16 protein-coding genes are annotated in these 23,310 nt (G+C 54.6%); 9 read left to right on the top strand and 7 right to left on the bottom strand.

Translation table 11 applies throughout. The features are described from left to right. Positions 1-31: 31 nt before the first annotated feature. Positions 32-1,642 carry a FecR domain-containing protein gene (locus tag Poly41_RS25880; RefSeq protein ID WP_146530273.1) on the bottom strand — a complete coding sequence of 537 codons (1,611 nt, stop codon included), beginning with the start codon at positions 1,640-1,642 and terminating at the stop codon, positions 32-34. Further along, positions 1,639-2,187, bottom strand: coding sequence for a sigma-70 family RNA polymerase sigma factor (locus Poly41_RS25875; RefSeq protein ID WP_146530272.1), 549 nt, complete (start codon positions 2,185-2,187; stop codon positions 1,639-1,641). Before Poly41_RS25875 ends, Poly41_RS25880 begins: the two co-directional genes overlap by 4 nt. Positions 2,188-2,399: 212 nt before the next feature. Here Poly41_RS25875 and Poly41_RS34375 point away from each other — a divergent pair, with 212 nt between their 5' ends. The 9 genes from Poly41_RS34375 to Poly41_RS25835 all read left to right on the top strand — a co-directional run bounded on the left by Poly41_RS34375 (position 2,400) and on the right by Poly41_RS25835 (position 17,050). Next, positions 2,400-2,873, top strand: coding sequence for a hypothetical protein (locus Poly41_RS34375; protein WP_197231633.1), 474 nt, complete (start codon positions 2,400-2,402; stop codon positions 2,871-2,873). Positions 2,874-2,925: 52 nt separating this feature from the next. Then, positions 2,926-4,599: a DUF1553 domain-containing protein gene (locus Poly41_RS25870; RefSeq protein WP_146530271.1), complete on the top strand. Its 1,674-nt coding sequence runs from the start codon at positions 2,926-2,928 to the stop codon at positions 4,597-4,599. A gap of 46 nt (positions 4,600-4,645) precedes the next feature. After that, positions 4,646-5,977, top strand: coding sequence for a DUF1501 domain-containing protein (locus Poly41_RS25865; protein WP_146530270.1), 1,332 nt, complete (start codon positions 4,646-4,648; stop codon positions 5,975-5,977). Positions 5,978-5,991: 14 nt separating this feature from the next. Continuing rightward, the gene (locus Poly41_RS25860; protein ID WP_146530269.1) at positions 5,992-8,271 is read left to right on the top strand and encodes a hypothetical protein; all 2,280 of its coding nucleotides are present in this window, start codon (positions 5,992-5,994) and stop codon (positions 8,269-8,271) included. 36 nt (positions 8,272-8,307) lie between these two features. Then, the gene (locus Poly41_RS25855; RefSeq protein ID WP_146530268.1) at positions 8,308-9,459 is read left to right on the top strand and encodes an alpha/beta hydrolase family protein; all 1,152 of its coding nucleotides are present in this window, start codon (positions 8,308-8,310) and stop codon (positions 9,457-9,459) included. A gap of 703 nt (positions 9,460-10,162) precedes the next feature. Next, positions 10,163-11,542: a sulfatase family protein gene (locus Poly41_RS25850; protein WP_231615942.1), complete on the top strand. Its 1,380-nt coding sequence runs from the start codon at positions 10,163-10,165 to the stop codon at positions 11,540-11,542. Positions 11,543-11,815: 273 nt separating this feature from the next. Further along, the gene (locus Poly41_RS25845) at positions 11,816-13,960 is read left to right on the top strand and encodes an alpha-L-fucosidase (RefSeq protein WP_146530266.1); all 2,145 of its coding nucleotides are present in this window, start codon (positions 11,816-11,818) and stop codon (positions 13,958-13,960) included. Positions 13,961-14,235: 275 nt separating this feature from the next. After that, complete coding sequence (locus tag Poly41_RS25840) at positions 14,236-14,910, top strand: 3-keto-disaccharide hydrolase (RefSeq protein ID WP_197231632.1); 675 nt, start codon at positions 14,236-14,238, stop codon at positions 14,908-14,910. A 4-nt stretch (positions 14,911-14,914) separates the two neighbouring features. Next, positions 14,915-17,050, top strand: coding sequence for a sulfatase family protein (locus tag Poly41_RS25835; RefSeq protein ID WP_146530264.1), 2,136 nt, complete (start codon positions 14,915-14,917; stop codon positions 17,048-17,050). An 84-nt stretch (positions 17,051-17,134) separates the two neighbouring features. On the opposite strand, the gene Poly41_RS25830 is transcribed toward Poly41_RS25835, so the two are convergent. From Poly41_RS25830 to Poly41_RS25810, 5 genes are all read right to left on the bottom strand, one after another. Then, positions 17,135-18,316, bottom strand: coding sequence for a Gfo/Idh/MocA family protein (locus tag Poly41_RS25830; RefSeq protein WP_146530263.1), 1,182 nt, complete (start codon positions 18,314-18,316; stop codon positions 17,135-17,137). 121 nt (positions 18,317-18,437) lie between these two features. Further along, a complete protein-coding gene (locus Poly41_RS25825) occupies positions 18,438-19,496 on the bottom strand; it encodes a nucleoside hydrolase (RefSeq protein ID WP_231615941.1) in 1,059 nt (352 codons plus the stop codon). Positions 19,497-19,518: 22 nt separating this feature from the next. Then, entirely contained in the window at positions 19,519-20,565 is a 1,047-nt protein-coding gene (locus Poly41_RS25820) for a glycoside hydrolase family 5 protein (protein ID WP_197231631.1), read from the bottom strand. Between the two features lie 118 nt (positions 20,566-20,683). Then, positions 20,684-21,652, bottom strand: coding sequence for an alpha-E domain-containing protein (locus Poly41_RS25815; RefSeq protein ID WP_146530261.1), 969 nt, complete (start codon positions 21,650-21,652; stop codon positions 20,684-20,686). A 79-nt stretch (positions 21,653-21,731) separates the two neighbouring features. Further along, positions 21,732-23,210 (bottom strand): circularly permuted type 2 ATP-grasp protein, encoded by a 1,479-nt coding sequence (locus Poly41_RS25810; RefSeq protein ID WP_231615940.1) that lies wholly within the window; start codon positions 23,208-23,210, stop codon positions 21,732-21,734. Positions 23,211-23,310: the final 100 nt, after the last annotated feature.

Raw genomic sequence — 23,310 nt, 5'->3', positions numbered from 1 at the left:
TAGCGGGGGGCTGCTTTGAAACGCTATGTTTCTACTCGAATTCGGGATTGACGGATTGCCACGAAGTGCCAATCTTCAACTCGTCGATTTGCCACGTCGCATCTTTGCCCGTGATGATCCTCAATGACGATGGAGATTGTTTCGTCGATCCTTCCCGGCCAGTAACGGTCCACGCTGACGGTTCCGTTCGATCGACATCTTCATCGTCATGATAAACTCGCAGCCAAGGCATGATCGATTGATCGTCCACCACTAACTTTAGGACACACAGCACCGTCTCGCCCACAACAACTCTGGATGCCGTCTTTGTGACGGTGTTTCCGCTGTTGATGAAGGGAAATCCGTCCGACGTCACCCCGAACGACACGAACTGATGCAAACGACGAGCACGTCCGGTGAGTTCAGGTTCCAAAGAAATCTGTAGCGACAACTCTTTGCCATCCGATTCGGATTTTTCGGGTTGACGTTGAAGTAAGACGCTAACATAGAGAGGATTGCCGCTCGGAAATCCCAGAGTTTGCTCGAAGTTGCGACATATGTCGGCGTCCTGGTCGAGCAGCATCATGCGTCGTTGTGAACGATTTAAACCGAAGATGACGTCATCCGGCGCGTCAATGACCTCACCGATTTTTCCGCGTCCTCTGCCACTCGGCTGCCAGCCACCTGACCACCCGAATCCACTACGGCCTCGACGCACTCGTCCCGCCAAATTCTCAAACCCGTCGTAGGCAACCAGCGAACCTTCAGCTTGCTCTTTGACTTGTTCTTCGAGTCGGCGAACAAATTGTCGCTTGCCGAATGTAATGCGACTCGCCTTTGTCGGTTCACTTCGCAAATAGCTTCTTGCCTGACCCGCCTCAATTCGGTCCTCGAAAGCAGGTTGATTCGATTGGGATTCTGTCGCTTTTGGAATCCAGATGACGCTACCATCGAAGACGTGAACTTCCGCTTCGTCTCGATCAAGCGAGACGGCGTATTCGGTTCCTTCGTCGATGATTTGAGCCTCAGGAGTTTCAAGGGTGAATCCGTTCGATAGCTCGGTCACGTTGACGCACACGTTGCCGTCAAGCAAACGAGCGGAACAGAGGGAAGTGACATCGATGTCGCAGGGGCCTTCGATCGTGATGTCGGTACCCGAATCAAAACTAAGCTCCGCAACCCCCTTTGATAATGACAACTTTCCAATCGAAAACTGTGCCGATGTGGAAACAGGATCGACAGTCCACTGACAATCCTCCTGTTGCCGGATGAATCCGACAAATCGAGTGGCATTCGGTGAAACTCCGTTCTTCGTGTCGGATTGATTGTTAGCGAGTTGTTTCGTGTTTGGCATGTTGAAGTTGATCCAGACTTGCACGCCAACGGCAAACGCGATAGCGACTGCGATCGCGAGAGCGGCAACATACCACCCTTTCAATTGACTGCCCCGCCCAGAGTGCTCAAACACTCCTGAAGCACTTGCTGCAGGTGAAGGCTCCGTCGCCCAAGTTCGCAGTCCCGCTTCCAAATCCATTCGCTCGCGAAATGCTTTCCGTGCATTTGGGTCTTCTTTGAGCGTCTCCTGTAAGGCCGCATGTTCCTCCGCAGTGATGTCGCCAGTCGTCAATGCGTCAAGCAAACGATAAAAAGCTTCTTGGGTCACGTTTCGTTCCTCATGATAACGACCTGTTGCCGAATACAGTGAAGTAGCTTCTCTTTCAAACGTGCAAGCTGTTTGTAGAGTGCCGAACGCTCGCGTCTGAGCCCCTTCGCAACTTCCGTGATTGACTCGGTCCCCATGTAGCAACGTCGAAGGATTTCTTGCTGTCGATCCGCAAGCCCTGACATGCAATGTCGGAGCGCGGTCAAACGCGACTCGGTCAGCTCGCATTCTTGAGTGGCTTCTTCGGCAAGCAATTGGACAAGAGAATCGTCAAAGTGAAGCTTGCTCCGACGTCGAACGGTTAAGAAATTGCGAATTTCGTTAAATGCGACTCCGCAAGCCCAGTGAAAAAAACTGCCATCGGAATCAAACTCCTCCATCTTTTTCCAAAGCACAATACTGGTCCGCTGGAACACGTCTTCGACATCCGCTTGGTTGACGAGCTGCTTCGCAATGAATGCGTACAAACGATGGCGGTGATCCAACAGTAGAGCGACGAAGACATCTGTCTTCTCTTCGTCGGATGATAAAGGCTTCTCTGACATGGCTGACTCGCGCAGTTGGTTGTCCGAACGTTGTCTTACGCAGACGGATACATTGGACCTGAAAACTCTGTAATTCTATCGCTTTTTCAGTTGTCGGTTTTTGTTGTTTTTTTTCGGGCAATTGATCAACGCCTGTAAGACAACCCACAACAGCAGATCGCTCGTGCGGTTGCATCGGTATCACCAGACCCCTCTAACAGAGAGTCGAAAGCATGACCACAAGACACAATCATTCATTCGAACAAGCACTGCGTCAGATCGTAGAACTCGATCGCGGTTTGCTCGCGAAATCGCTTGTCCGCGGGGCAGCACTCGCTGCTGTCTTGGCAATGACGACAATCACTCAGGCAGATGACCAGGCCGATCAGAAGGGGAAAGGAAGAGGCGGAGCGGTCCGAGGTGGGCGAGGGGGGCCAATTGAAGATACAGCTACCATCGCAGCTCGAATGATCATGGAATTTGACAAGAATGGCGACAAATCGCTCAATCAAGGGGAATTAGCCGAGGCCATCAAGGCAGCACATCAACGAGGCATGCAAGGTGCTGGCGGTGGAAGGGGTAAGGCGGGCGGAGCGGCTGCCGGTGGCAAAGGCCAACGAGGTGCAGCGGCGGGCGGCGCAGCAGATGGCGGGAAAGGTAGCGGGGGTGGCGCAGCGGGCGGCAAAAGAAGAGGCCGAGCGAACTGACCCGTTTTAGCCCGTTACCGTTTTCCGATTTCTGCATGACACAGGAGAGCAAGTGTCCAGACCATCCGTCATCCACTGCGTTCTATTGTCCACGCTGCTGCTTTCGCTATCCCATTTGGGTTTCGCAGATGAACCCTCTGTGACGATTCAAAAAGTCAGCGGCAATCGAATGTTGATCGCGTTGTTCGAGAGCAATTCGCATGTATCTCGTGCTTGCCGAGTCGATGAGCCGATTCTTGCCAAGCTTGAATCGCTAGATATTCGGGCCGCTGCGACTTGTTCAGATAGTGTCTTTGTGCGGCGGGTCTATTTGGATGTCATCGGAACCTTGCCGACTGCGGAAGAAGTGAAGGGCTTTCTGGAAGATAGAAACATTAACAAGCGTCGCTTGCTGATCGACCGTCTTTTGGAACGTGATAAGTTCGCTGACTATTGGGCGATGAAATGGTGCGATCTGCTACGAGTCAGATCCGAGTTTCCGATCAATCTCTGGCCCAACGCGGTACAAGCCTACCATCGTTGGATCCGAGACAGCATCCGACAGAACAAACCGTATGACCAGTTTGTGCGTGAGTTGCTCACTGCCAACGGCAGCAACTTCCGAAATCCCGAAGTCAACTTTTATCGAGCGGTTCGAGACAATAAACCCGAGACCATCGCCGCTGCGGTTGCGCTTACCTTCATGGGAACGCGTGCGGACGCCTGGCCATCTAAACGCTTATCGGAAATGGCTGTCTTCTTCGAAGGGATCCAGAGGAAGAGTACGGCCGAGTGGAAAGAGGAAATCGTCTTCGTTAATCTTTTGGACGCGTCGATTGAAAGTGCTGGGGGACGACCGACGAGTGCAAGCTTTCCCGATGGCACGCGTGTCGATCTGTTACCCATGGTGGATCATCGCCAGGTGTTCGCCGATTGGTTAGTCCGTGCTGAAAACCCCTGGTTTACGGGAAGCATTGTCAACCGCGTCTGGTATTGGCTGCTCGGCATCGGCATCATCCACGAACCGGATGACATCCGCAGAAGTAATCCACCGTCAAATCGTGAACTACTTTCGTTGCTTCAATGCGAATTGGTGAAATCCGAGTACGACATAAAACATCTCTTCCGTTTGATCCTCAATTCGGCAACCTACCAGCGATCCTGCATCCCAACGACCGATCGCCCCGAAGCAGAGAGGAACTTCGCACACTACCCGATTCGTCGCCTCGATGCCGAAGTATTGATTGATGCAATCTGTCGGATCACGGGCACTTCGGAGACTTACAAAAGCTTGATTCCAGAACCATGGACATTCATCCCTGGTGACCAACCTTCGATTGCACTCCCTGATGCCAGCATCACGAGTCCCTTTCTTGAACTGTTTGGACGCCCGGCGCGTGATACCGGTTTTGAGTTGGAACGGAACAATGCACCGACAGCAGAACAAATGCTTCATCTTCTCAACTCCAGTCATCTTCTGGACAAGCTTGAAAGCCGATGGAACCCGCAAACCAGTGCAACATCGCCTCGATTTGGCAGACGCGTACGAAGGTCGGTCGCAGCACCGCAATCTGCACAAGCAGACGTCACTGACGTGTACCTATCCTTGCTTTCACGATACCCAACGTCTCATGAATTGGAAGTCATCCGCAAGTACACCAGTGAAGCGGAAGCACAAGGTAATGAAGCGATGGTCGACCTGATGTTGTCTCTAATCAATACACCCGAGTTCTTGTACCGACATTAGGGGACCGTCCGTTCGCATCGTCATTCAAAGTTTATGGAACACATCGATGAAACATGAACCGACTTCCATCTCTCGCCGAGGTTTTTTGCGTAGCGGGCTCTGCTCGGTCCCAGGGCTGCCGCTTGCCAATCACTTTTGCTCTTCCGCTTCAGCAGCCCGTTCCAAGACGGGAACCGCCAAATCGGTCATCCAAATTTGGATGTGGGGCGGTGCATCGCACCTGGATACGTTCGATCCCAAACCCGAGGCAGGGAGCGACTATTGCGGGCCGTTTTCAAAACCGATTGAGACGAATGTTCCGGGAATTCGGATCTGCGAACTACTGCCGGAGCTAGCGAAACAGGCCGATAAGTACTCGATCATCCGCAGCATGACGCACGGGATCAACGCGCATGAGACGGGAACTTACCTCGTCCAGACCGGACGGATGCCAGGTGATTCTGTTTCGTATCCTTCGGTCGGTTCGGTGGTTTCCTACTTCAAAGGCTATCGCGCTGGCTATCAGGGCATGATTCCGCCGTATACCGTCCTAACAAAAAGGCTGGGCCGTTTCTCTGAAGCAGGATTTCTAGGCCAGCGATACAAGCCACTGGTCACAGGTGGCGATCCGGCGCAAGATCCGTTTGCAGTTGAAGGCGTCGTGGTCGAGGGAATTTCGGAACGTCGGCAGAAAGAGCGTCGAGAATTGATGCACAATCTCGACATGCTCAGTAAGGCGATGCCAAGAAGCCCGAAACTCGCAGCCTTGAAGAAGTGCGAGAACGAAGCTTACTCGTTGATTCTCGGTGACGGTGCAGCCGTATTTGATCTCGCTCAGGAATCGGATGAGCTGCGAGAAAGCTATGGACGCAATACGTTTGGCCAGTCGTGTTTGGCAGCTCGAAGACTCGTCGAACAAGGCGTCCGATTCATCACAATCAACTACGAAGGTTGGGACACCCATAAGAACAACTTTACGACCTTGCGGCAGAAATTGCCTGAGATGGATCAAGCAATGGCCACCTTGCTAAAGGATCTATCGGAGCGTGGATTGCTTGACAGCACCATTGTGTGGTGGTCGGGCGAGTTCGGCAGGACGCCAAAGATCCAATGGGAACCGCCCTACAACGGAGGTCGCGGTCACTGGGGAAGTGCTTTTTCTGCGCTGGTTGCCGGCGGCGGCTTTAAGGGCGGCCAGCTTGTCGGCAGCTCTGATGCAAGAGGCGAAACGGTGAAGGATCGCCCAGTGTATCCGTGTGACTTGATCGGCAGTATTTACCAGCGGCTTTGCATCAATCCGCTCGAAAAGTTGCCGCATCCTCTTGGCAAGACCGTTCACGCAACACCGACCGCCGAAGAGGGTGTTCCGATGGGTGGGCTTCTAACTGAAATTATATGAAGGAGGGTGATCGTGTGAAAACCAATCCATCAATTTGTCTGGCGCTAATGGTCACTTTGACGTTTCCAATTGGGGCACAGGCCCAGCAAGATGATCCGCACATCGGGTACGTCTATCCCGCTGGCGGCAGACTAGGAACGACCTTTCAAGTTCTGCTCGGTGGCCAACATTTGGATGGTGCGACGGCGGTACACATCTCGGGCGATGGAATTGAGGCGGAAGTAATCGAGCACATTCGGCCACTGAATCAAGGACAGTTCAAAGAGATACAGAACCGCATGGGGGAACTGCGAAAGAACATCAAGACCGCTGAGGATGAAGCAGCGCTTACCGAATTGCGCCAACGGCTCGCGACATTCTCCATCCGAAGATCCTCCGCCTCGGCACTGGTTGAAACGGTGACGCTTCAGGTGACGATTTCCTCCGGTGCAGACATCGGGAATCGCGAAATGAGATTGCTAACGGAACAAGGGCTGACCAACCCGATGGTCTTTTGCATCGATCAACTTGCCGAAACGACCGAGTTGTCAGGCAGGAATTTAGCGGTGACAGCGAGCGAGTCGCGCGGTGGACGCGGCAGAAAGAAACAACAAAACACAAGACCCGATCCAGGTACAAGTCCGGTTGAGATTGAAGCCGAGTTACCCACGGACATTACTCTACCTACGATCGTCAACGGCCAAATCTTACCGGGAGATGCAGATCGGTATCGCTTCCATGCACGCCAAGGAGAGCAATTGGTCGTTAATGTCAGTGCACGCCGCTTGATCCCTTATCTTTCAGACGCCGTTCCCGGTTGGTTTCAAGCGGTCGTCGCGATATACGATGCCGACGGGAGGAGGATCGCTTTTCAGGACGACTTCCATCTCCATCCCGATCCCGTGCTCTACTGCGAGATCCCCAAAGACGGCCAGTATATCGTCGAGATTCGTGACGCACTTTATCGTGGTCGTGAAGACTTTGTGTATCGATTCGACATCGGCGAGTTGCCATTTTTTACGAGCATCTTTCCCTTGGGGGGACAAGCAGAAGTGGCAACACGTGTCGAGTTCTCAGGCTGGAATCTACCGATGCGGACTGAATTCAAGACATTCAAAGCGTCGGGAATCCATTCCATTTCGGTACGCGATGGCAAACGACTCTCGAACCGATTGCCGTTCGCGGTAGACACTCTTCCTGAATGTTCTGAAACGGAGCCGAACAATGAATTGGGGCATGCTGAACCTGTCACAATGCCGGTGATCGTCAATGGTCGCATTGCTTCACCAGGCGACGTGGACATGTTTTGCTTCGAGGGCCGCGCTGGTGACAACATCGTCGCAGAAGTGAAGGCCCGCCGGCTCGGATCACCGCTCGATTCGGCACTCAAACTTACATCGGCCTCAGGCGACCAACTGGCGTTCAATGACGACTACGAAGACCGGGCCGCTGGTTTGGTCACACACCATGCCGACGCGCGAGTCAGCTTCGAGATACCAGCCGACGGATTGTACTATCTCTCTTTGGGCGATTTGCAACAGAAGGGTGGGCCGGAGTATGGTTATCGCTTGCACATCAACCAACAACAGCCGGATTTCGAATTGCGAGTCGTACCATCAAGCATCAACGCTCGTGCCGGATCAAATGTTCCGATCACGGTATACACGGTGCGCAGAGACGGCTTCGCTGACGAAATTTTGCTGACGCTTGTCGATCCACCACCAGGCTACTCGTTGAGAGGCGGACGGATTCCAGCCGGTCAAGATGTGATTCGACTGACACTGACGGGCCCAGAAGAATACGCCGGCAAGCCGCAGAGCTTGGTGATTGAAGGGAGGTCAATAGCAGATGGTTATGAGCTCGTCCGTCGTGCTGTTCCAGCCGATGATCAGATGCAAGCGTTCGCCAATCGCCATCTCGTGACCGCGAAAGAGTTGCTCGTTGCAGTGACGGGGTCATCAAGCCTGCCACTAATGAATGTTCTTGGTGACGAGCTTGTGCAAATCCCAGATGGCGGAACGGTCGAAGTGCCCATAAGTGTGCCAAGTCGATCGGCGTTTGGCGAGATCCAACTCGAACTAAGTGATCCGCCTGAGGGGATTTCCATCCAATCGACAACACTGGGTTACTGGCGAGGAAACATGATCCTGCGCAGCGAGCAATCGGCACAGTCCGGACTCCAAGGAAACCTGATCGTCAACGTTTACGCTGCCAAGACGAGCGAGGATTCTGGAAAGGGAAAAGAGCAGCGAAAGAATCGACGCATCTTATTGAATACCTTGCCCGCGATCCCATTTGAGATCGTGGCAGACTAAGAACACATTTTGAAATCTACCTAAAGAACGAACCCGATGAAAAACACTGCAATTGTTCTCGCCGTTTTGACTTTTCTGTTTCCTACCGTTTTACGGGCGGATCAAAACGCCACTCAGCCGCTAGTCTTGTCCAAGATGGGCATCATGTTCGTCGGTGGGCATGCCGTCGAGATGCCTGCAGGCGGACGTTCTGGTGGGGGAGGAACGCAAACTCAAATTGCCGGTCAAGCTCCCGTTCACTACTTAATCCCTCCGGCTGAAAAGAGCAAAGGCAAGTTGCCGGTCGTCATGATACCCGGCATGGGGCTGACATCGTATCTCTATTTGAGCACCCCCGATGGTCGCGATGGATGGGCTTCGATATTCGCGAAGGCGGGTTTTCCTGTCTACGTCTTCGATGATCCATACAATGCAATCTCAGGATTCGAAATTGGCAAGTTCAACGAAGTCAAGTCGGGAGCTGCTGACGTGAGCGAACTCCCCAACATTATGTTGTGGGCTAACGAAAGCACATGGCGACGCTGGGGCATAGGCCCGGAACCAGGAGTACCGGCGGAGAACACTCGCTTTCCTGTCCAGCACATCTCCCAGTTCCATGCTTCGATGACACCTGTGATCAGTGCCGGAGGTGGACGGGGCGGGGACGCTGGCGGCGGTTTCGCTGGGCGAAGTGGCGGTCGAGGCGGAGCGACTGATTCGGCAACGCCTATCGGACGGCGCGGACGCGGGGGTCGAGGAGGTACGGTCGACCGAGGCAACGGCAAGGCAGCCCGCAGCAATCCAAAAGTAAAAGCGTTGATTCATTTACTAGAAAGAGTTGGCCCTGCGACACTGGTCATTCATTCCGCCTCCGGCCCCACCGGTTTCGAAGCCACGCGTCTGCGGCCTGATCTTGTTAAGTCAATCGTAGCCATCGAAGTGACCGGCTCACCAACCGACCCCGATGACATCAGCATACATTTCGCCGACAAGCATTTCATTGGTGTCTATGGCGACAATTTCAATCTACGTCCCATGGCAGGGCGTTACGAAGCCAGCGAGACGATGGCCAAGCAGATACGCGCCGCAGGTGGCAAAGGCGAGGTGATTTGGCTACCAAAACTTGGCATCCAAGGGAACTCACACCTGCTGATGCAAGATAACAACAACGCCGAAATCGCTCAAATGCTTATCGAGCGTCTACATTAACTTCGTGCGCAAAACTGCTTGTTGCTTCTGTTATGGCCCCTCCCTGCAAATTGGCAGCTCCTACCACAAATCCACCCATGACGATCATTCGATCGTTTCTCATCGCGATTCTCCTGGTGACAAGTTTGCACGCGTAAGTGGTCATCACTCTCGTTGACCTCGCGACGCAAAAAGGGATCATCATGGAGTCGCCACTGCAAGGTGTGGTGTTGACGTTTGGATGGGGAAGCTACAAACTTGGTGGTTAGTTTCTAAAGCACATTGACATCATGACTTCAGAATGAGGCCATTTGCTAAGCAACCATGGACATTCAGTGCCTTGGCTTTGATAAAGAACGGGAAGAGGGACGCCACCGATTGCCCCGCGTCGCAATGTGGATCGGGAACTGGAAGTTCGTCGGAAATGATACAATGACGGAGTTTTAACTCTATGAGATCCACAAAGACTGGAAGAATAAAACGACCTCGCTGCCTCAATGCCGGAGAAGACCGAAGAGATGAAGAAAGAGCTTTTCAATTATTGGAAGGCAATTCAAGAGGAAGGCCCCCAGGAGAGGTGGAAGAGCAAGCGACCGAAACTTGCACGAGGCGGGAAGCGAAACGATTGACTTACCTGCCCCATGATTCATGCAAGTTGTTATTGCGCGTCGGGTCTCGGTGAACAACGAACAGGCTAATTTGAATGCGGATAATACTAAAATGCATGAGGATGCTACTCATGCTGCATGGCGTGGCGGGATTTGCAAACGCCGACCAGAAGCCCAACATCATTTTACTGTTGGCAGACGACCTTGGTTGCGGAGATCTGTCTTGTTTCGGCAGTCCCGCCGTCAAAACACCTAACCTTGATCGTCTCGCGAAGGAGGGGACGCAGTTCACGCGTTTCTATGCCGCCTCGGCGGTCTGCTCACCGACTCGAGCCTCGGTGTTGACCGGTCGATATCCCCTGCGATTTGGTATCACGAAGCACTTCAATGATGTGGATCGTTGGCTGCCCGAGTCGGCGACGACCGTTGCCGAACTTCTCAAGGAGGCTGGCTACAACACCGCACACGTGGGCAAGTGGCATCTGGGTGGCCTGCATGTCGATGCACAGGGGAGGCGGCTGGGCAATCAACCCGGACCGCGTCAGCACGGGCTCGACTTCTATCAAACGCAGATTGAGCAACAACCTGTTCGCGGCCGTATGGGGCAAGAACGAACGCTCTTTCGACAGGGCGGAACAGTGCTCCTCCGCAACGACCAGCATGTCAGCGAAGATGATCCGTACTTTTCAAAACACTTAACCGATGCAAACGGCGACTTTGCGATCGAGTTGATCGAAAAACTAGCTGCCGATCCGAAGCCATTCTTTATCAACTTGTGGTGGCTGGTTCCCCATAAACCCTATGAACCTGCTCCGGAGCCGCATTGGTCGGGTAATCAAGCGGAGGGCATCAGCGAGGATCAGCATTGCTTCCGCTCGATGGTCGGGCACATGGACGCCAAAGTAGGCCAGATCCTCAACAAGCTTGATGAACTGGGAATCGCGGACAACACACTCATCCTCTTCACCAGTGATAACGGAGCAGCCTACGAAGGCTTCATCGGAGAGCTAAAGGGTGGCAAGACCGACCTGCATGATGGGGGACTGCGAGTACCGATGGTGGTGCGGTGGCCCGCGGCGATTCCAGCCGGTCAAACGTCCGATGCTTTTGGTCATACGAATGATCTGCTGCCCACATTCTGCGAAGCAGCCGGAGTCGATTTGCCGGGAACGTTGCCGATCGATGGACTAAGCCTGTTGCCTCACATGAAGGGCGCGCGTCCGCCGAGTGCCGAACTGCGGGGCACGGTCTTCTGGCAACTCGACCTCTATAAGAAGATTCAACGCCACGATCCGAAACCCAAACCGTATGCGACCGAAGTCGCAAAGCGAGGCAAATGGAAGTTGCTCGCTCTCGACGGAAAGCCTGTGGAGTTGTTTGACGTCGAATCCGATCCGAATGAGCAGCGAAACGTCATCGGCGAACATCCTGAGCTGGTTACAACGCTGACGGCCCAACTTAACGAGTGGCTCAGCGCCCCACGGACAACTCGGTAACGGGCCGCCAGACACATCCAACCATTCCGAACAACGGCATCCAACGGTGCCTAGAGCATTTCTGAGTATGCCCTTGGTTCTCACGCATAACGAAAAGCGTTTAAGTACCAAGAGCGTGAAGCACCCTTCGGGCCATTTGACGTTTCGTACCTGCCCCCCTTCTCCGATCAGCTCCCACATCATCAAGAAAATTCACTAGCCGATTCGACCGCGAGCCAATCAAACCGATCATCGAAACCAATGTCGATGCCATCCACCAAGTGAGTTACAGCCATGAGTCAAACAAGAAGAACGACACCTTTCGTCTTTCTGGCAATTGTTTTTATCCAGACACAAGTCGCGATTGCTGCAGAGCCGCGCTACGACGGCAGTTGGGAGTCGTTGCAGAAAATGCCAGTGCCGGCTTGGTTTGATGACGGAAAGATCGGCATCTTCATTCATTGGGGGCCTTACAGTGTCATTGGCTACCGCCAGGGAGGACGCGGCTATGCCGAGCACGTCCCCAAGCAACTCTATTCAGGGCAAGATCACTACTACCCCTACATGCAAAAGCGCTGGGGAGCGACACCACCAGAGTTCGGCTACAAGGATATCATTCCCGAATTCAAAGCCGAACACTGGGACCCCGATGCGTGGGCAAAGCTATTTGCGGACGTCGGTTTCAAGTATTGCGTGATGACGGCCGAACATCACGACGGCTGGGCAAACTGGGACTCGGACCTCACTCCATGGAACGCGATGGACATGGGTCCGAAACGGGACTTGGTCGGCGATCTGGGAAAAGCATTGAAGAAGCAGGGACTGAAATTTGCACCGTCCTATCATCGTGAACGCCACCAAACCTTTTTTGCAAAGAAACTGTACGTCGTCAATGCGGAGCCGCAGGATGATATTGCCGAAGAAATCCGACGTGTTCCCAAGGCGGCCTCTTTGTATGGGCCGTTCGGATTAACCAAAGCGTTTGTCGACGATTATGTGGCGCGTTGGAAAGAGATTCAGACGAAGTATGAGCCTGATTTCTTGTGGTTAGATGATATCCCGATTTGGACGCGTGACGGAAACCAGGTGCTCTCTGGCCAAGCGAAACCGGAAGTCCAATATTTCTACGATCAGTGTCGGCTGATGATCACGGATTTCATGAACGAGGGGGCAGCGCGCGGGGCAGAGGTTTACGTCAACAATAAAGGGGGCAATCGCAATTGGCCCGCCGGGGTCGGATGTTTGGAGAAAGACAACCTGAAACTCAAAGTGATCGGACCGAAATGGGAAAGCTGCACGACCTTTGGAACGTCGTATGGATATCTGGAAGGCGACAAATACAAGAGCATTGAAAGCGTGATTCACGAGATGGTCGAGGTGATCAGTCGCAACGGAAACTTTCTCGTGAACATTGGCCCGAGGGCAGATGGCAGTATTCCTGAGCCTCAAATGGAACGTCTGATAGCGATGAAGCGTTGGCTGAAGGTCAATGGTGAAGCCATTTATGGTTCGCGTTATTGGAAAGAGAGCGAGCAGCAAAACGAGCATCTGGCTTTCACAACCAACGGGAAAAAGCTATTCGCGATCAAACTCAAAAAGCCCGATGCGTCATTTGTCATCACGGGGACGGCCGGGTGGGACGCGGATAAGATTGAGTCCGTTCGCCTGCTTGGATCCGATGCAAACGTGAGTTCACAAATGACGCAGCAAGGTTTAGAAATCACGCCCCCGGCCGATCTGGGGCAGAGTGATCATGCTTGGACTTTCGAGATCGTGACCGACGAGGACCAGCACCACCCGAACGTGATCGTTCACGATGCAGATAATGTGTTGACGGGAACGAAGGAGGTTGATTTGGAAGGGCGTGATGACGCGATGGGACGCAGGCATCCGACTGTGACACCTTTTGTCATGCCAGGAGCAGAGCGGGTCATCGAAACCGCTATCAGCGCCGCAGGCTTTACGAAGCTTCCGCTGGCTGTAGCTTCCACCTGGACGGTTACGGCAAATCCAACAACCAGGAATGAGCCGCTCCAGGCCCTTTGCGATGGAGAGCTTGCCCCAAGTATCGGACCGGTATTCGGCAACGGTGTTCGAAATGGATCTTACAAGATGGACCTGGGCACAACGAAATCGGTCACCGCCATCACCAGTTGGTCCAATAACTATAAGGGTTTTCGCGGTGCTCAAAAGCTAGTCTTGTACGGCAGCGATGCAGCGACCGATCCCGGCTGGGACCTGAGTGCCTACACTGCGCTTGGCACGATTGATACCGGCAAGTCGACGGCCAACTACACAGCGGCTTCGTTGCGCGCCGCGCCAAATGAATCTCTTGGCAATTTCCGTTGGATTGTGTGGGCCGTTTCACCCGTCACCTCAACTGGCGGTGGTGAGAATACAGCCTTCCAAGAAATTACCGTTGAAGTGGTCGAATCGTGAATAGGCGAGAAAACCCCTTAACGCTTCCCCTGAATACGCGCCAACCCAATGCGTCGTTGCGTTGTTTAGTTTCCAGCCGTTCGAACTGAAAAATGCGTCCTTTTAATTTGGAGTACTCAACTTTGAACCCATTCTCTTTCTTCACTTCTTCCCTTTTCACTTCTGGCTGTCTAGCGAGCGCATTGTGCTTTGTCCATCCAACCTTGGCTACGGCAAAGGACGCGTCTGGCTCCGTTCCTCCGACGCTCGGACTTGCTCCACCCCCAGGGGCGACGGTGCTTTTCGATGGGTCGAACTTTGATGCTTGGAAGCCGTTCTCGTTTCAGTGGATCAATCCGAACGACGATCAAAAAGAGATTCAGTGGAAGCTTGTCGATGGCGAGGCAATGCAGATCGCCTTTGAAGTCGAAGGCAAACGTCGGAAACAGTTTCTCTGTACGAAAGAGAAATTCGGCGACTACCGCCTGCATCTGGAGTTTCAGTTACCCAAAGAAGGCGACGGCAACAGCGGAGTATTCTTCGGACCGTTGTATGAACTGCAGCTGCTGAACCGTCTAGAAAAGGAAAGCCCTGGCTTGGGTGACTGCGGTGCGATCTATCAAATCCGTATCCCTGACGTGAACGCAGCGCTCCCACGGGGTGAGTGGCAAACCATCGATTTGGAATACCAAGCGGCGCAGATTGGCGCAAATGGATTCATGACTGAAAAGGGCGCGGCCCGTGTAACGGTGCGGCTAAACGGCACGTTGATCCACGACGACTTCAAACTGGCGCTGCGGCGGAACAAGTACGCCGCTTTCCCAGAGGAACCGCTTTCGCCGATCGTGTTGCAGGAGCACGGCTCCCCTGTGAAGTTCAGGAATATCTGGATCGTCAACCAATCGCCGAGCAAAGAAGCAGCGCCGAACATGTCGACTCTGTCGACATCCGAAGAACCTCTTTTGAAATAGACTCATGAGATTGATTTCACTCGCTCAAGTTCTGAGCACCCTTCTGCTGACGACTTGTACGTCCCTCGCAGCGGAGCAACCGCCCAACGTCGTTCTGATTTTCGCCGATGATCTTGGCTACGGCGACCTCGGTTGCTATGGCGCAACGAAGGTGCAGACGCCCAACATCGATCAGCTTGCTGCCGAAGGACGTCGTTTCACGGATGCTCATTCAGCATCGGCCGTTTGCACTCCTTCTCGCTATGGTTTGCTGACGGGAGAGTATCCCGCGCGAAAGAACATATGGGGGCCCGCGCCGATCACCTCGCCGCTTCTTGTTGACACCGAAAAGCTCACCATTGCCGATGTATTCAAACAGAGTGGTTACAACACAGCTGCTGTGGGAAAATGGCATCTAGGATTTGGTAAGGGAACGAACGGCTGGAAGCAACCGTTGCGGCCAGGGCCACTGGATCTTGGTTTCGACTACTTTTTTGGCGTCCCTCTTGTGAACAGTGCTCCGCCGTACGTCTTTGTGGAGAATGACCAGGTCTACGGTCGTGTTGTAGAGGATCCGCTTGTCTACTTGGGGCGTAAACCGGGTGACAAGGCCAGCCCCATCACTCCACTGACCGAACAGCACGGCAATCGCGTCCCCAACTTTTTTGGCGGCGCAGAAGCAGCTCACAAACTCTATAACGACTTCACATTGGGGACGACGCTGGCCGAGCGGGCGACCCATTGGATCGGTGAACAGTCGGATAAGCCGTTTTTTCTCTACCTCTCCACTACCAACATCCATCATCCGTTTACGCCGGCTCCCCATTTTCAGGGAACCAGTCAATGTGGTCTGTATGGAGACTTCATCCACGAGCTGGACTGGATCGTTGGCAAGGTCATGACGGCGCTTGAAGAGAAGGGCGTCGCGGAGAATACGCTCGTGATCTTAACCAGTGACAACGGCGGTATGTTCAATCACGGTGGCCAGAAAGCCTTCGAGATGGGGCACCGAGTGAACGGTGAACTGCTGGGGTTTAAGTTTGGTGTCTGGGAAGGCGGGCATCGCGTACCGTTCATCGCCCGATGGCCCGGCCGGATCGAACCGGGGACCACCTCCACACAGCTGATTAGTGGTGTGGATATGTTGGCCACCTTTGCCGCACTCACGCAGCAGAGCTTGAGCAAAGAGCAGCGTGCAGACAGTGTCAACGTTCTGACTGCACTGATGGGTGATCCAGAGTTTCCTTTGCGAGACACGCTTGTCCTTTGTCCCAACAAGCCCACTCATCTTGCCATTCGCAAGGGAAAGTGGGTCTACATCGGCGCTCAGGGTGCTGGAGGCTTTAAGGGCGGGCCTGGTGATCATGCTGCTGGCGGACCGGTGTGTGCATCCTTTGTCGGAAGCGTGAACAGCGATATCGAGGACGGCCGGATCCAGCCCGATGCGCCACCCGCTCAGCTCTACGATCTGGATGCGGATCTGAACCAGACGCGAAATCTGTATAGCGACTATCCTGAGAGGGTAAAGGAAATGAGCACGCTCCTTGCAACCTACGCACCGCCGAGGCCTCGTCCGCGGAATGCGAAATCTAATGCAGCTGTGCCGGGCAACCCTGCAAAGAAGACGGCGGCAATGCCAAGTATCCGAGCCGCGTCGTTCGACTTCGAGTCGGGCAAGCTGAAACCATGGATCGTGACAAAAGGGAACTTCGGACATCCAATCGGCAGTCGCGATTTCTTCTTCGGTGATAAGGGAGAATACAACAAGCAGGGTAAGTACTACCTGACCACGCTTGAAGGCAGTGCCGATGCAGCCAAAGGATCGGACTCACAAACCGGAGTGATCGTCTCGCCGCCGTTTATTCCCAAAGGTGGCCCAATGACTTTCCGCGTCGGCGGGGGGAGTGGGAAAGGCACTTATGTCGCCTTGTGCACCGCCGAGGGCGCCGAACTGAAAAAGGCACACGGAATCAACAACCAGATGATGCAAACGGTTGATTGGGATCTGACGCCCTATGCCGGCACCAAGTTGTTTCTCAAAGTCGTCGATGAATCGACAAGCGGTTGGGGCCACATCACCGTCGACAATTTTCAGTTCGATGCGGAAGTGCTATTGCAGTCTTCTGAGCCGGCGGCGCTTACCGCGGGTTCGGCACCCTAAGGGCAGGACGGTCATCAACCTTTTGCGTTCGCTTGGTTTTTCCGAGCGGCAGATCGCTGTACGCTCGGCGTTCCGCAGCGACGCTCATCGTGTGGCGAGCGCATTGCCTCGCTCCTTCAGCGGAAACTCGACCGCGGCTCCTTCCTGCCGGTGCGACACGAACACACCACAGATCATCTCGACGATCGTCCGGCCTTCGTAAGCGTTGCAAAGCGGCTGCCGCTCCGTTCCCATCGAAGTAAGAAGGTCGCGTGCCGGGCTGCCATGATGCGAGATCATCTCCTCCAGGTCAGTGCATGGTTCCGGTTGCCCGACCCCGGCCGATGAGATCGGAATCCATGGACGCGGTTTGTCGGTCGGTTCAAATGGGTTGCCGGGCACGAAGTGAGCTAACGGGTGAAGATCGCACCTCATCGCCACGATGCCTTTGCTGCCGATGATCTGCAGGCCAAATCCCTGATTGCGAGTCTCGTCGTTGGCGATCGAATCAAAGTACGCAATCATGCCACGTTCCATCTCATACCTCGCATGGACTTCGTTGCCGGCCAACGGCCCCAAGGCTTCGTTGCCCTGCTTCACATCAGCCCCGGTGACACGACGCCCGTCCTGCTTCATCACCGCCGAACAGGTCAGCGGTTTGCCGCCGAAGTAGTTGATCAAATTCAGCGTGTGCGAACCGAGCACCCACAAGTCCTCGCCGCCACCCCGTTGATCTCCTTTGCCGCGGCCGCGGATTTCGAGCACCTTGCCGAGCTCGCCGTCGGCCATCAACTTGTCGATCACTCGCAGTGTCGGGTGGTAGCGGTTGCGGTGGGCGATAGCGATTTTTGCCCGGTGCTCTTCGGCAACGGCGATGACATCGTCTGCTTCCGCGGGAGTCCGGCAGAACGGTTTCTCGACGTAGACGCCTTTCGCTCCCGCCTCGATCGACGCGATGATCATGTCGCGTCGCTGGTCGGGATGTCGCGGGCAGATGGCGACGACCTCTGGTTTGACCGCCTCCAACATCGCCCGATAGTCGGCGAAGCCGTCCTCCGTGCCGAGCCGTTTCATTGCTTGCGCGAGCCCGCTTTCATCCGGGTCTGCAACGCCGATGACCGTCGCTTCGGGAACGTGCAGCCAAACCGTATCAAGCCCGTGCCCATAATTGCCGCGTCCCGTATGACCGATGACACCAACGCGTGCTTTACGGGAGGTGGCGGCCGCAGCGACCGAGGACAGAGCGAGCGTGGTCGAAGTGGCAGTGAGGAAAGCACGGCGGTCCATAAGTTTTTCTCCGTGGGAAGGCTGGGACGCGGCTCGATGGCCTAAAAAAGGGAATCCGGGCGGTCTTTAGGTTTGCGTGATCGCCGGCTCGCGTCTCGTCGGCACCCTCTTTCTGGGGGCATCAATTTGCCGGGGGGGCGATCATCAAGGCTTCGATCTTCCCCGCCAAGAGCTCGGGAACACAAATGCGGGTCACCACGACCTGTGGACTGGCGGCATCGGCCACCCATCTGGAAAAGCCCTGTTCATCGATCACCACGCGGCCGCCGCGTTGCTCACTCCAGAGTTCTGAATTCACTCCCCGCACCGCATAGAAAGCCGCTGCCTGATCATAGCTGGGTTGGCCGCCCTCAATCGAGGGACGTTTGTCAAAGAGACGCAGTTCGAAGGCCCGCCGCACGGGATTGCCAACAGGTGTTCGCTTCAGCGCTTCGCCGGTGATCACGGGATTTCCCACCTCGAAGCCCTGCCACACGATCTCGGTGGGCCATTCCGCCGCCACCAGACGCGCCGCCTCCGGATGAGTGGCGATGTTGGTCTCGGGTTTCTTGGCAGCAGTAAACTGGCCGCCCATCACTACCAAGCGGCGGATCTTTGCGCGAACCAGAAGCGGCTCGCGCCGCCAAAGTTCCGCCAGATTGGAGAGTGCGCCCACACTGCAAACCGTCACGCTGCCGTCCGGCTCCGCGGCCAGCACGCGGCGGTAGACGTCGAGCGCGTCGGGGGCTAGGTCGTCCGGCCCGATGTCGTTCGGGAAACCGTCACGCAGGCCGAGCGTGTAGAGACTGGTTCGCTGCAGCGCGGTCGGGCCGACTTTGTCGGTGCCGATCGGGAGGTTGGGACGTCCGTAGTAGGTGTTGATGGCATCCACCGCCGCCGCCGAGGCCTTGGTGAGATCGGCCCGATTCACGATGGTGGCGAGCAACTCGCACTCACCGCGGTCTGCCATGGCATGAAGCATGGCCAGCGTTCCTGCGTCATCGGCGTCGCCCGACATGTCGGTGTCGAGGATGAGTTTCACTGGCGGCTTGGTCTTTAAAGGCCCGACGCCGCTGCCGTTGTCGGTGAAGAACATGACCAATGCGTTAGATCGCTGCGGTGCTGGTCTATCGGCGGCGTCCACCGATACCATCGGTGAGTACAGCAGGGCGGTGATAGCGAGGGATAGGATGTGTTTCATTTGTGATACTGAATGAGTCGATTCATGGTCGCTTCGGCTGTGGCGAGATTCTCACTGTCAGCCTGGGCGCGGAGATGATCCATTTCTTGATAACAAGGTGCAGTGAATCGGCATTCCATTGAATGATGCCGGCCTGTTCGCGATCTGTCCCGCCGGCGGCATTCACCGTGTGCAGTTGCGCGTCGCCCGGGGCCCAAGACAATCCTATCCCCGACCCCACTTCGACGCGAAAGCCGTCGGGATAAAAACGATCCGCTGATACGAAGATCTCGGTGCTGCCGAGCGTGGCGTCAGGGCTGAGGCTCACTTCCAGAGTGCGTGTGGTGAAGTCGAAGCCGTAGCGCTGGAGGTGACCGGCGATTACCAGCGGGCGCGGGCGGGCGAGCGTCTTGTTCATCATTGCGAGGTCCATCGAGTAAAGGTGCGGCGCATACACCACGCGTTCGCGGCCGAACGGTTCTGGCATCGGCAGGAATGGTCCCTCGCCCGTGCCAATTACTTTATACAACGGCTGGTAGAGCGCCCACTGGCTGGGGCTGATGGCGTGCAGCGCATCGGCCAGTCGGCGCAGCGTGGGGAGTCGTTGTTCGCTACAGCAGCGTTCCTCGTCGGGATCAAGCCCGCGTTGCGGCTCGTTGAGCAGGTCGTAGCCGAAAACGGACGGCTCGTCCTTGTAGCGGATCCAGAGCTTGCTCCATGCCGCTACCAACGCATCCTGGGTACCGTCGGTGTTTTGGTAGATGGCATCCCATTGGGCGTCGCCAAAGGGCCGAAGGTCGTAAACGACCAACTTGAAGACCGTCTGCAGTCCCGCCTCCCGGCCCATACGAACCATGTCATCCAATTGCGTGACATAGGTGGGATCGCCGTCGTCGGCTTCTGCATCTCGAACTTGTTGCATGCCGCAAATTGCATGACGGTCATCAATGGCCCGATTTTGTCGAGCCAATCTAGTTTGGTTGCTTATCGGCAAACACGTGTTCGGTTTGGCGCTTCCAACAGACGTCAAACGTCGGTTCGTTTTGTTGACCACGGTGAGTGCATTTCCATTGCCCGGCCGGTTCGTCATTCGATTTGTGCCTCGCCTCATGTGCGAGCACAATTTTGCGGGCTTCTTCATAGCGTCTTGCCGCTCAGTCCGTGATTAATTTGGCAAATTACGGTGAATCGACCACTAAGTGGCGCTGTCAGGACGATTGTGTTTGCAATGGGGAAGTTTTTTGAGCACGTTTGGCAAAGTACGTTTCACCGATCGCTGCGCCGAGCACATTCAGATCGGTTTGTAGCGAGTCGATGAACTCGTGAAAACCGCCGTCAATGATGGAGTGATTCGTAGCGGAAGACAGCTTCTGTAGCAGCGTCTCCGCAAGTTGTAACGCAACGTTATCGGCGCTATCCGCTGGCCCTCCCACTTTCGACAAGGATCCCGCTGCGGTCTGAACACAGTAGGTGATGGCTCTTGGAAAGCGGGTGTCCAAGACCAAAAAATCGAGTATCCGTTCGATGGTCAAGGTATGGTAGCTTTTTCGAAACATCTCGAATCCGCTGACGCTGCGCAACACCGACGACCAGAGCAAATCGTCAACGGTGGTACCGATGTCCGAAACGTTTGGCAAAAGCGTGAAATACTTGACATCGAGAATGCGACTGGTTTTATCAGCACGCTCCAAGAACCGTCCGATATTGGCAAAGTACCATCCCTTGTCTCGGGACATCGTGCTATCGAAGACGCCACTGAATAGGTGGCACCGCCTCTTGATTTCCATATACAAATCAGAATTTGCATAGGAAAGATCGCGTTTGGACGCTTGTTGAAGAAACAAATAGAAGTCATTGAGCGTTTCCCACGATTCCGACGAGATTGCTTCTCGAACGGTCCGTGCATTCTCACGAGCTGCTGTCAGGCACGACAACATCGAACTCGCATACTCTGGATCGAACGTCAAAAATTGGCGAACGTTTTCTGAAGTGTAGTCAGCATACTTGTCCAGGAAGTATTTTTCGTCGCCCGTGGCCCGAACCAAGGGTTCCCACTGCTCAGCCGTCGTATGGTCCAGCGACACATTGTAAGCAACCTCGACAAAGCGGGCCAGATTCTCTGAGCGTTCAACGTACCTTGCCATCCAGTAGATCGAACTCGCAACGCGACTGAGCATTTTACTATCTTACTTGTGTTGAGAAACTTGGACGATGGAGGAACATTCGAGTAGCGCCAAAGCGACAAGCGAGCGAGACTTAGAGTGAACCTTCTGGGTCCGCGACTTCGACGTGATGCCCGGCAATCACCCAGGTGTCCTTACTGCCTCCGCCCTGCGACGAGTTGACAACCAAAGAACCTTTCTTGAGCGCGACTCGTGTCAGCCCCCCGGGCAGAACCCAAATCGACTTACCACACAAAATGTAGGGTCGCAAATCAACATGTCTCCCTTCAAAATGATCGCCTACGATGGTCGGTACGCGCGAGAGAGCAAGGGTGGGCTGGGCAATGTAGTTGCGCGGATCAGCCTTGATCAACTCCGCAAATTCTTGTTGCTGTGCCTTCGTCGAGTGCGGTCCAATCAGCATGCCATAGCCGCCAGCTTCATTGGCGGCTTTGACGACTAATTCGTCGAGGTGAGCCAAGACGTACTTGCGATCTTCTTCCCGCTGGCAAACATAGGTCGGAACGTTTGGCAGAATGGGTTCCTCGCCCAAGTAGTAGCGAATCATCTCCGGAACATAGGCGTAGATGACTTTGTCGTCGGCCACCCCTGTACCTGGTGCGTTGCACAACGTCACGTTCCCCTTGCGATAAGCCTGCATCAGCCCTGGGACTCCCAGCATCGAGTCTTTTCGAAAGCTCTGGGGATCCATGAAATCATCGTCAATACGCCGATAGATTACGTCGACCTGAGCCAAACCATCGGTCGTAAACATGTAGACACGATCATCCTGAACGACCAAGTCATCGCCCTGCACAAGCTCGACACCCATTTGCTGCGCCAGGAACGAATGCTCGTAGTAGGCCGAGTTGTAGATGCCGGGCGTCAACACAACCACCGTTGGCTCCTCGACCCCCTGGGGTGCGACACTGAGCATCGTTTCGAGCAATTGATTGGGGTAGTTCACCACCGGACGGACACGGGAATCGGCGAATGCGTTTGGAAAGCTGCGTTTCATCACCAAGCGATTCTGGAGCACGTAAGAAACGCCCGACGGACAGCGCAGGTTATCTTCAAGGACATAGATCGCACCATCACTATGACGAACCAAATCGGTCCCCGTGATATGGCACCAAACGCCACCGGGTGGGTTTAAACCAACGCACTGCGGCCGAAAAGACTTGGCCTTATCAAGCATTTCACGAGGCAGAATCCCCTCCTTCACGATTTCTTGATCGTGGTAGATATCATTCAAGAACTTATTCAGTGTCGCAATTCGCTGCTTCAGGCCCGCTTCGATATGCTGCCAATCCGATGCCATGACAATTCGAGGAATCAAATCAAACGGGAAAATTTTCTCGGTACCCGCATTGTCTCCATACACCGTGAAGGTGATTCCCATCCGTAACAGTGCGGCTTCAATCTCACGTTGCCGGGCCATCAGTTCTTCGTCACTGAGGCTATTGATCCGTTGGACCAGCCGTTCGGCTCCATCCCGTGATTCTCCAGCTTCCGTAATCAATTCATCGAAGAATTCTTCGGTTTCATAGTTGTTGAAACTTAGTGTCTTCACGATCGGGGTTCCTCGAGACGGGATGGGTAAGCGGCGAAACATAACAGATGCCTGGTGCCTCGCGAATGCCAGAAAGCCATTGTCGTTGTTCGGATTTCCG

It is taken from the genome of Novipirellula artificiosorum (assembly GCF_007860135.1).
Lineage (GTDB): Bacteria > Planctomycetota > Planctomycetia > Pirellulales > Pirellulaceae > Novipirellula_A > Novipirellula_A artificiosorum.
Note: the sequence above shows the minus strand (reverse complement) of the source record. Positions and strands in the feature narration are given on the sequence as shown.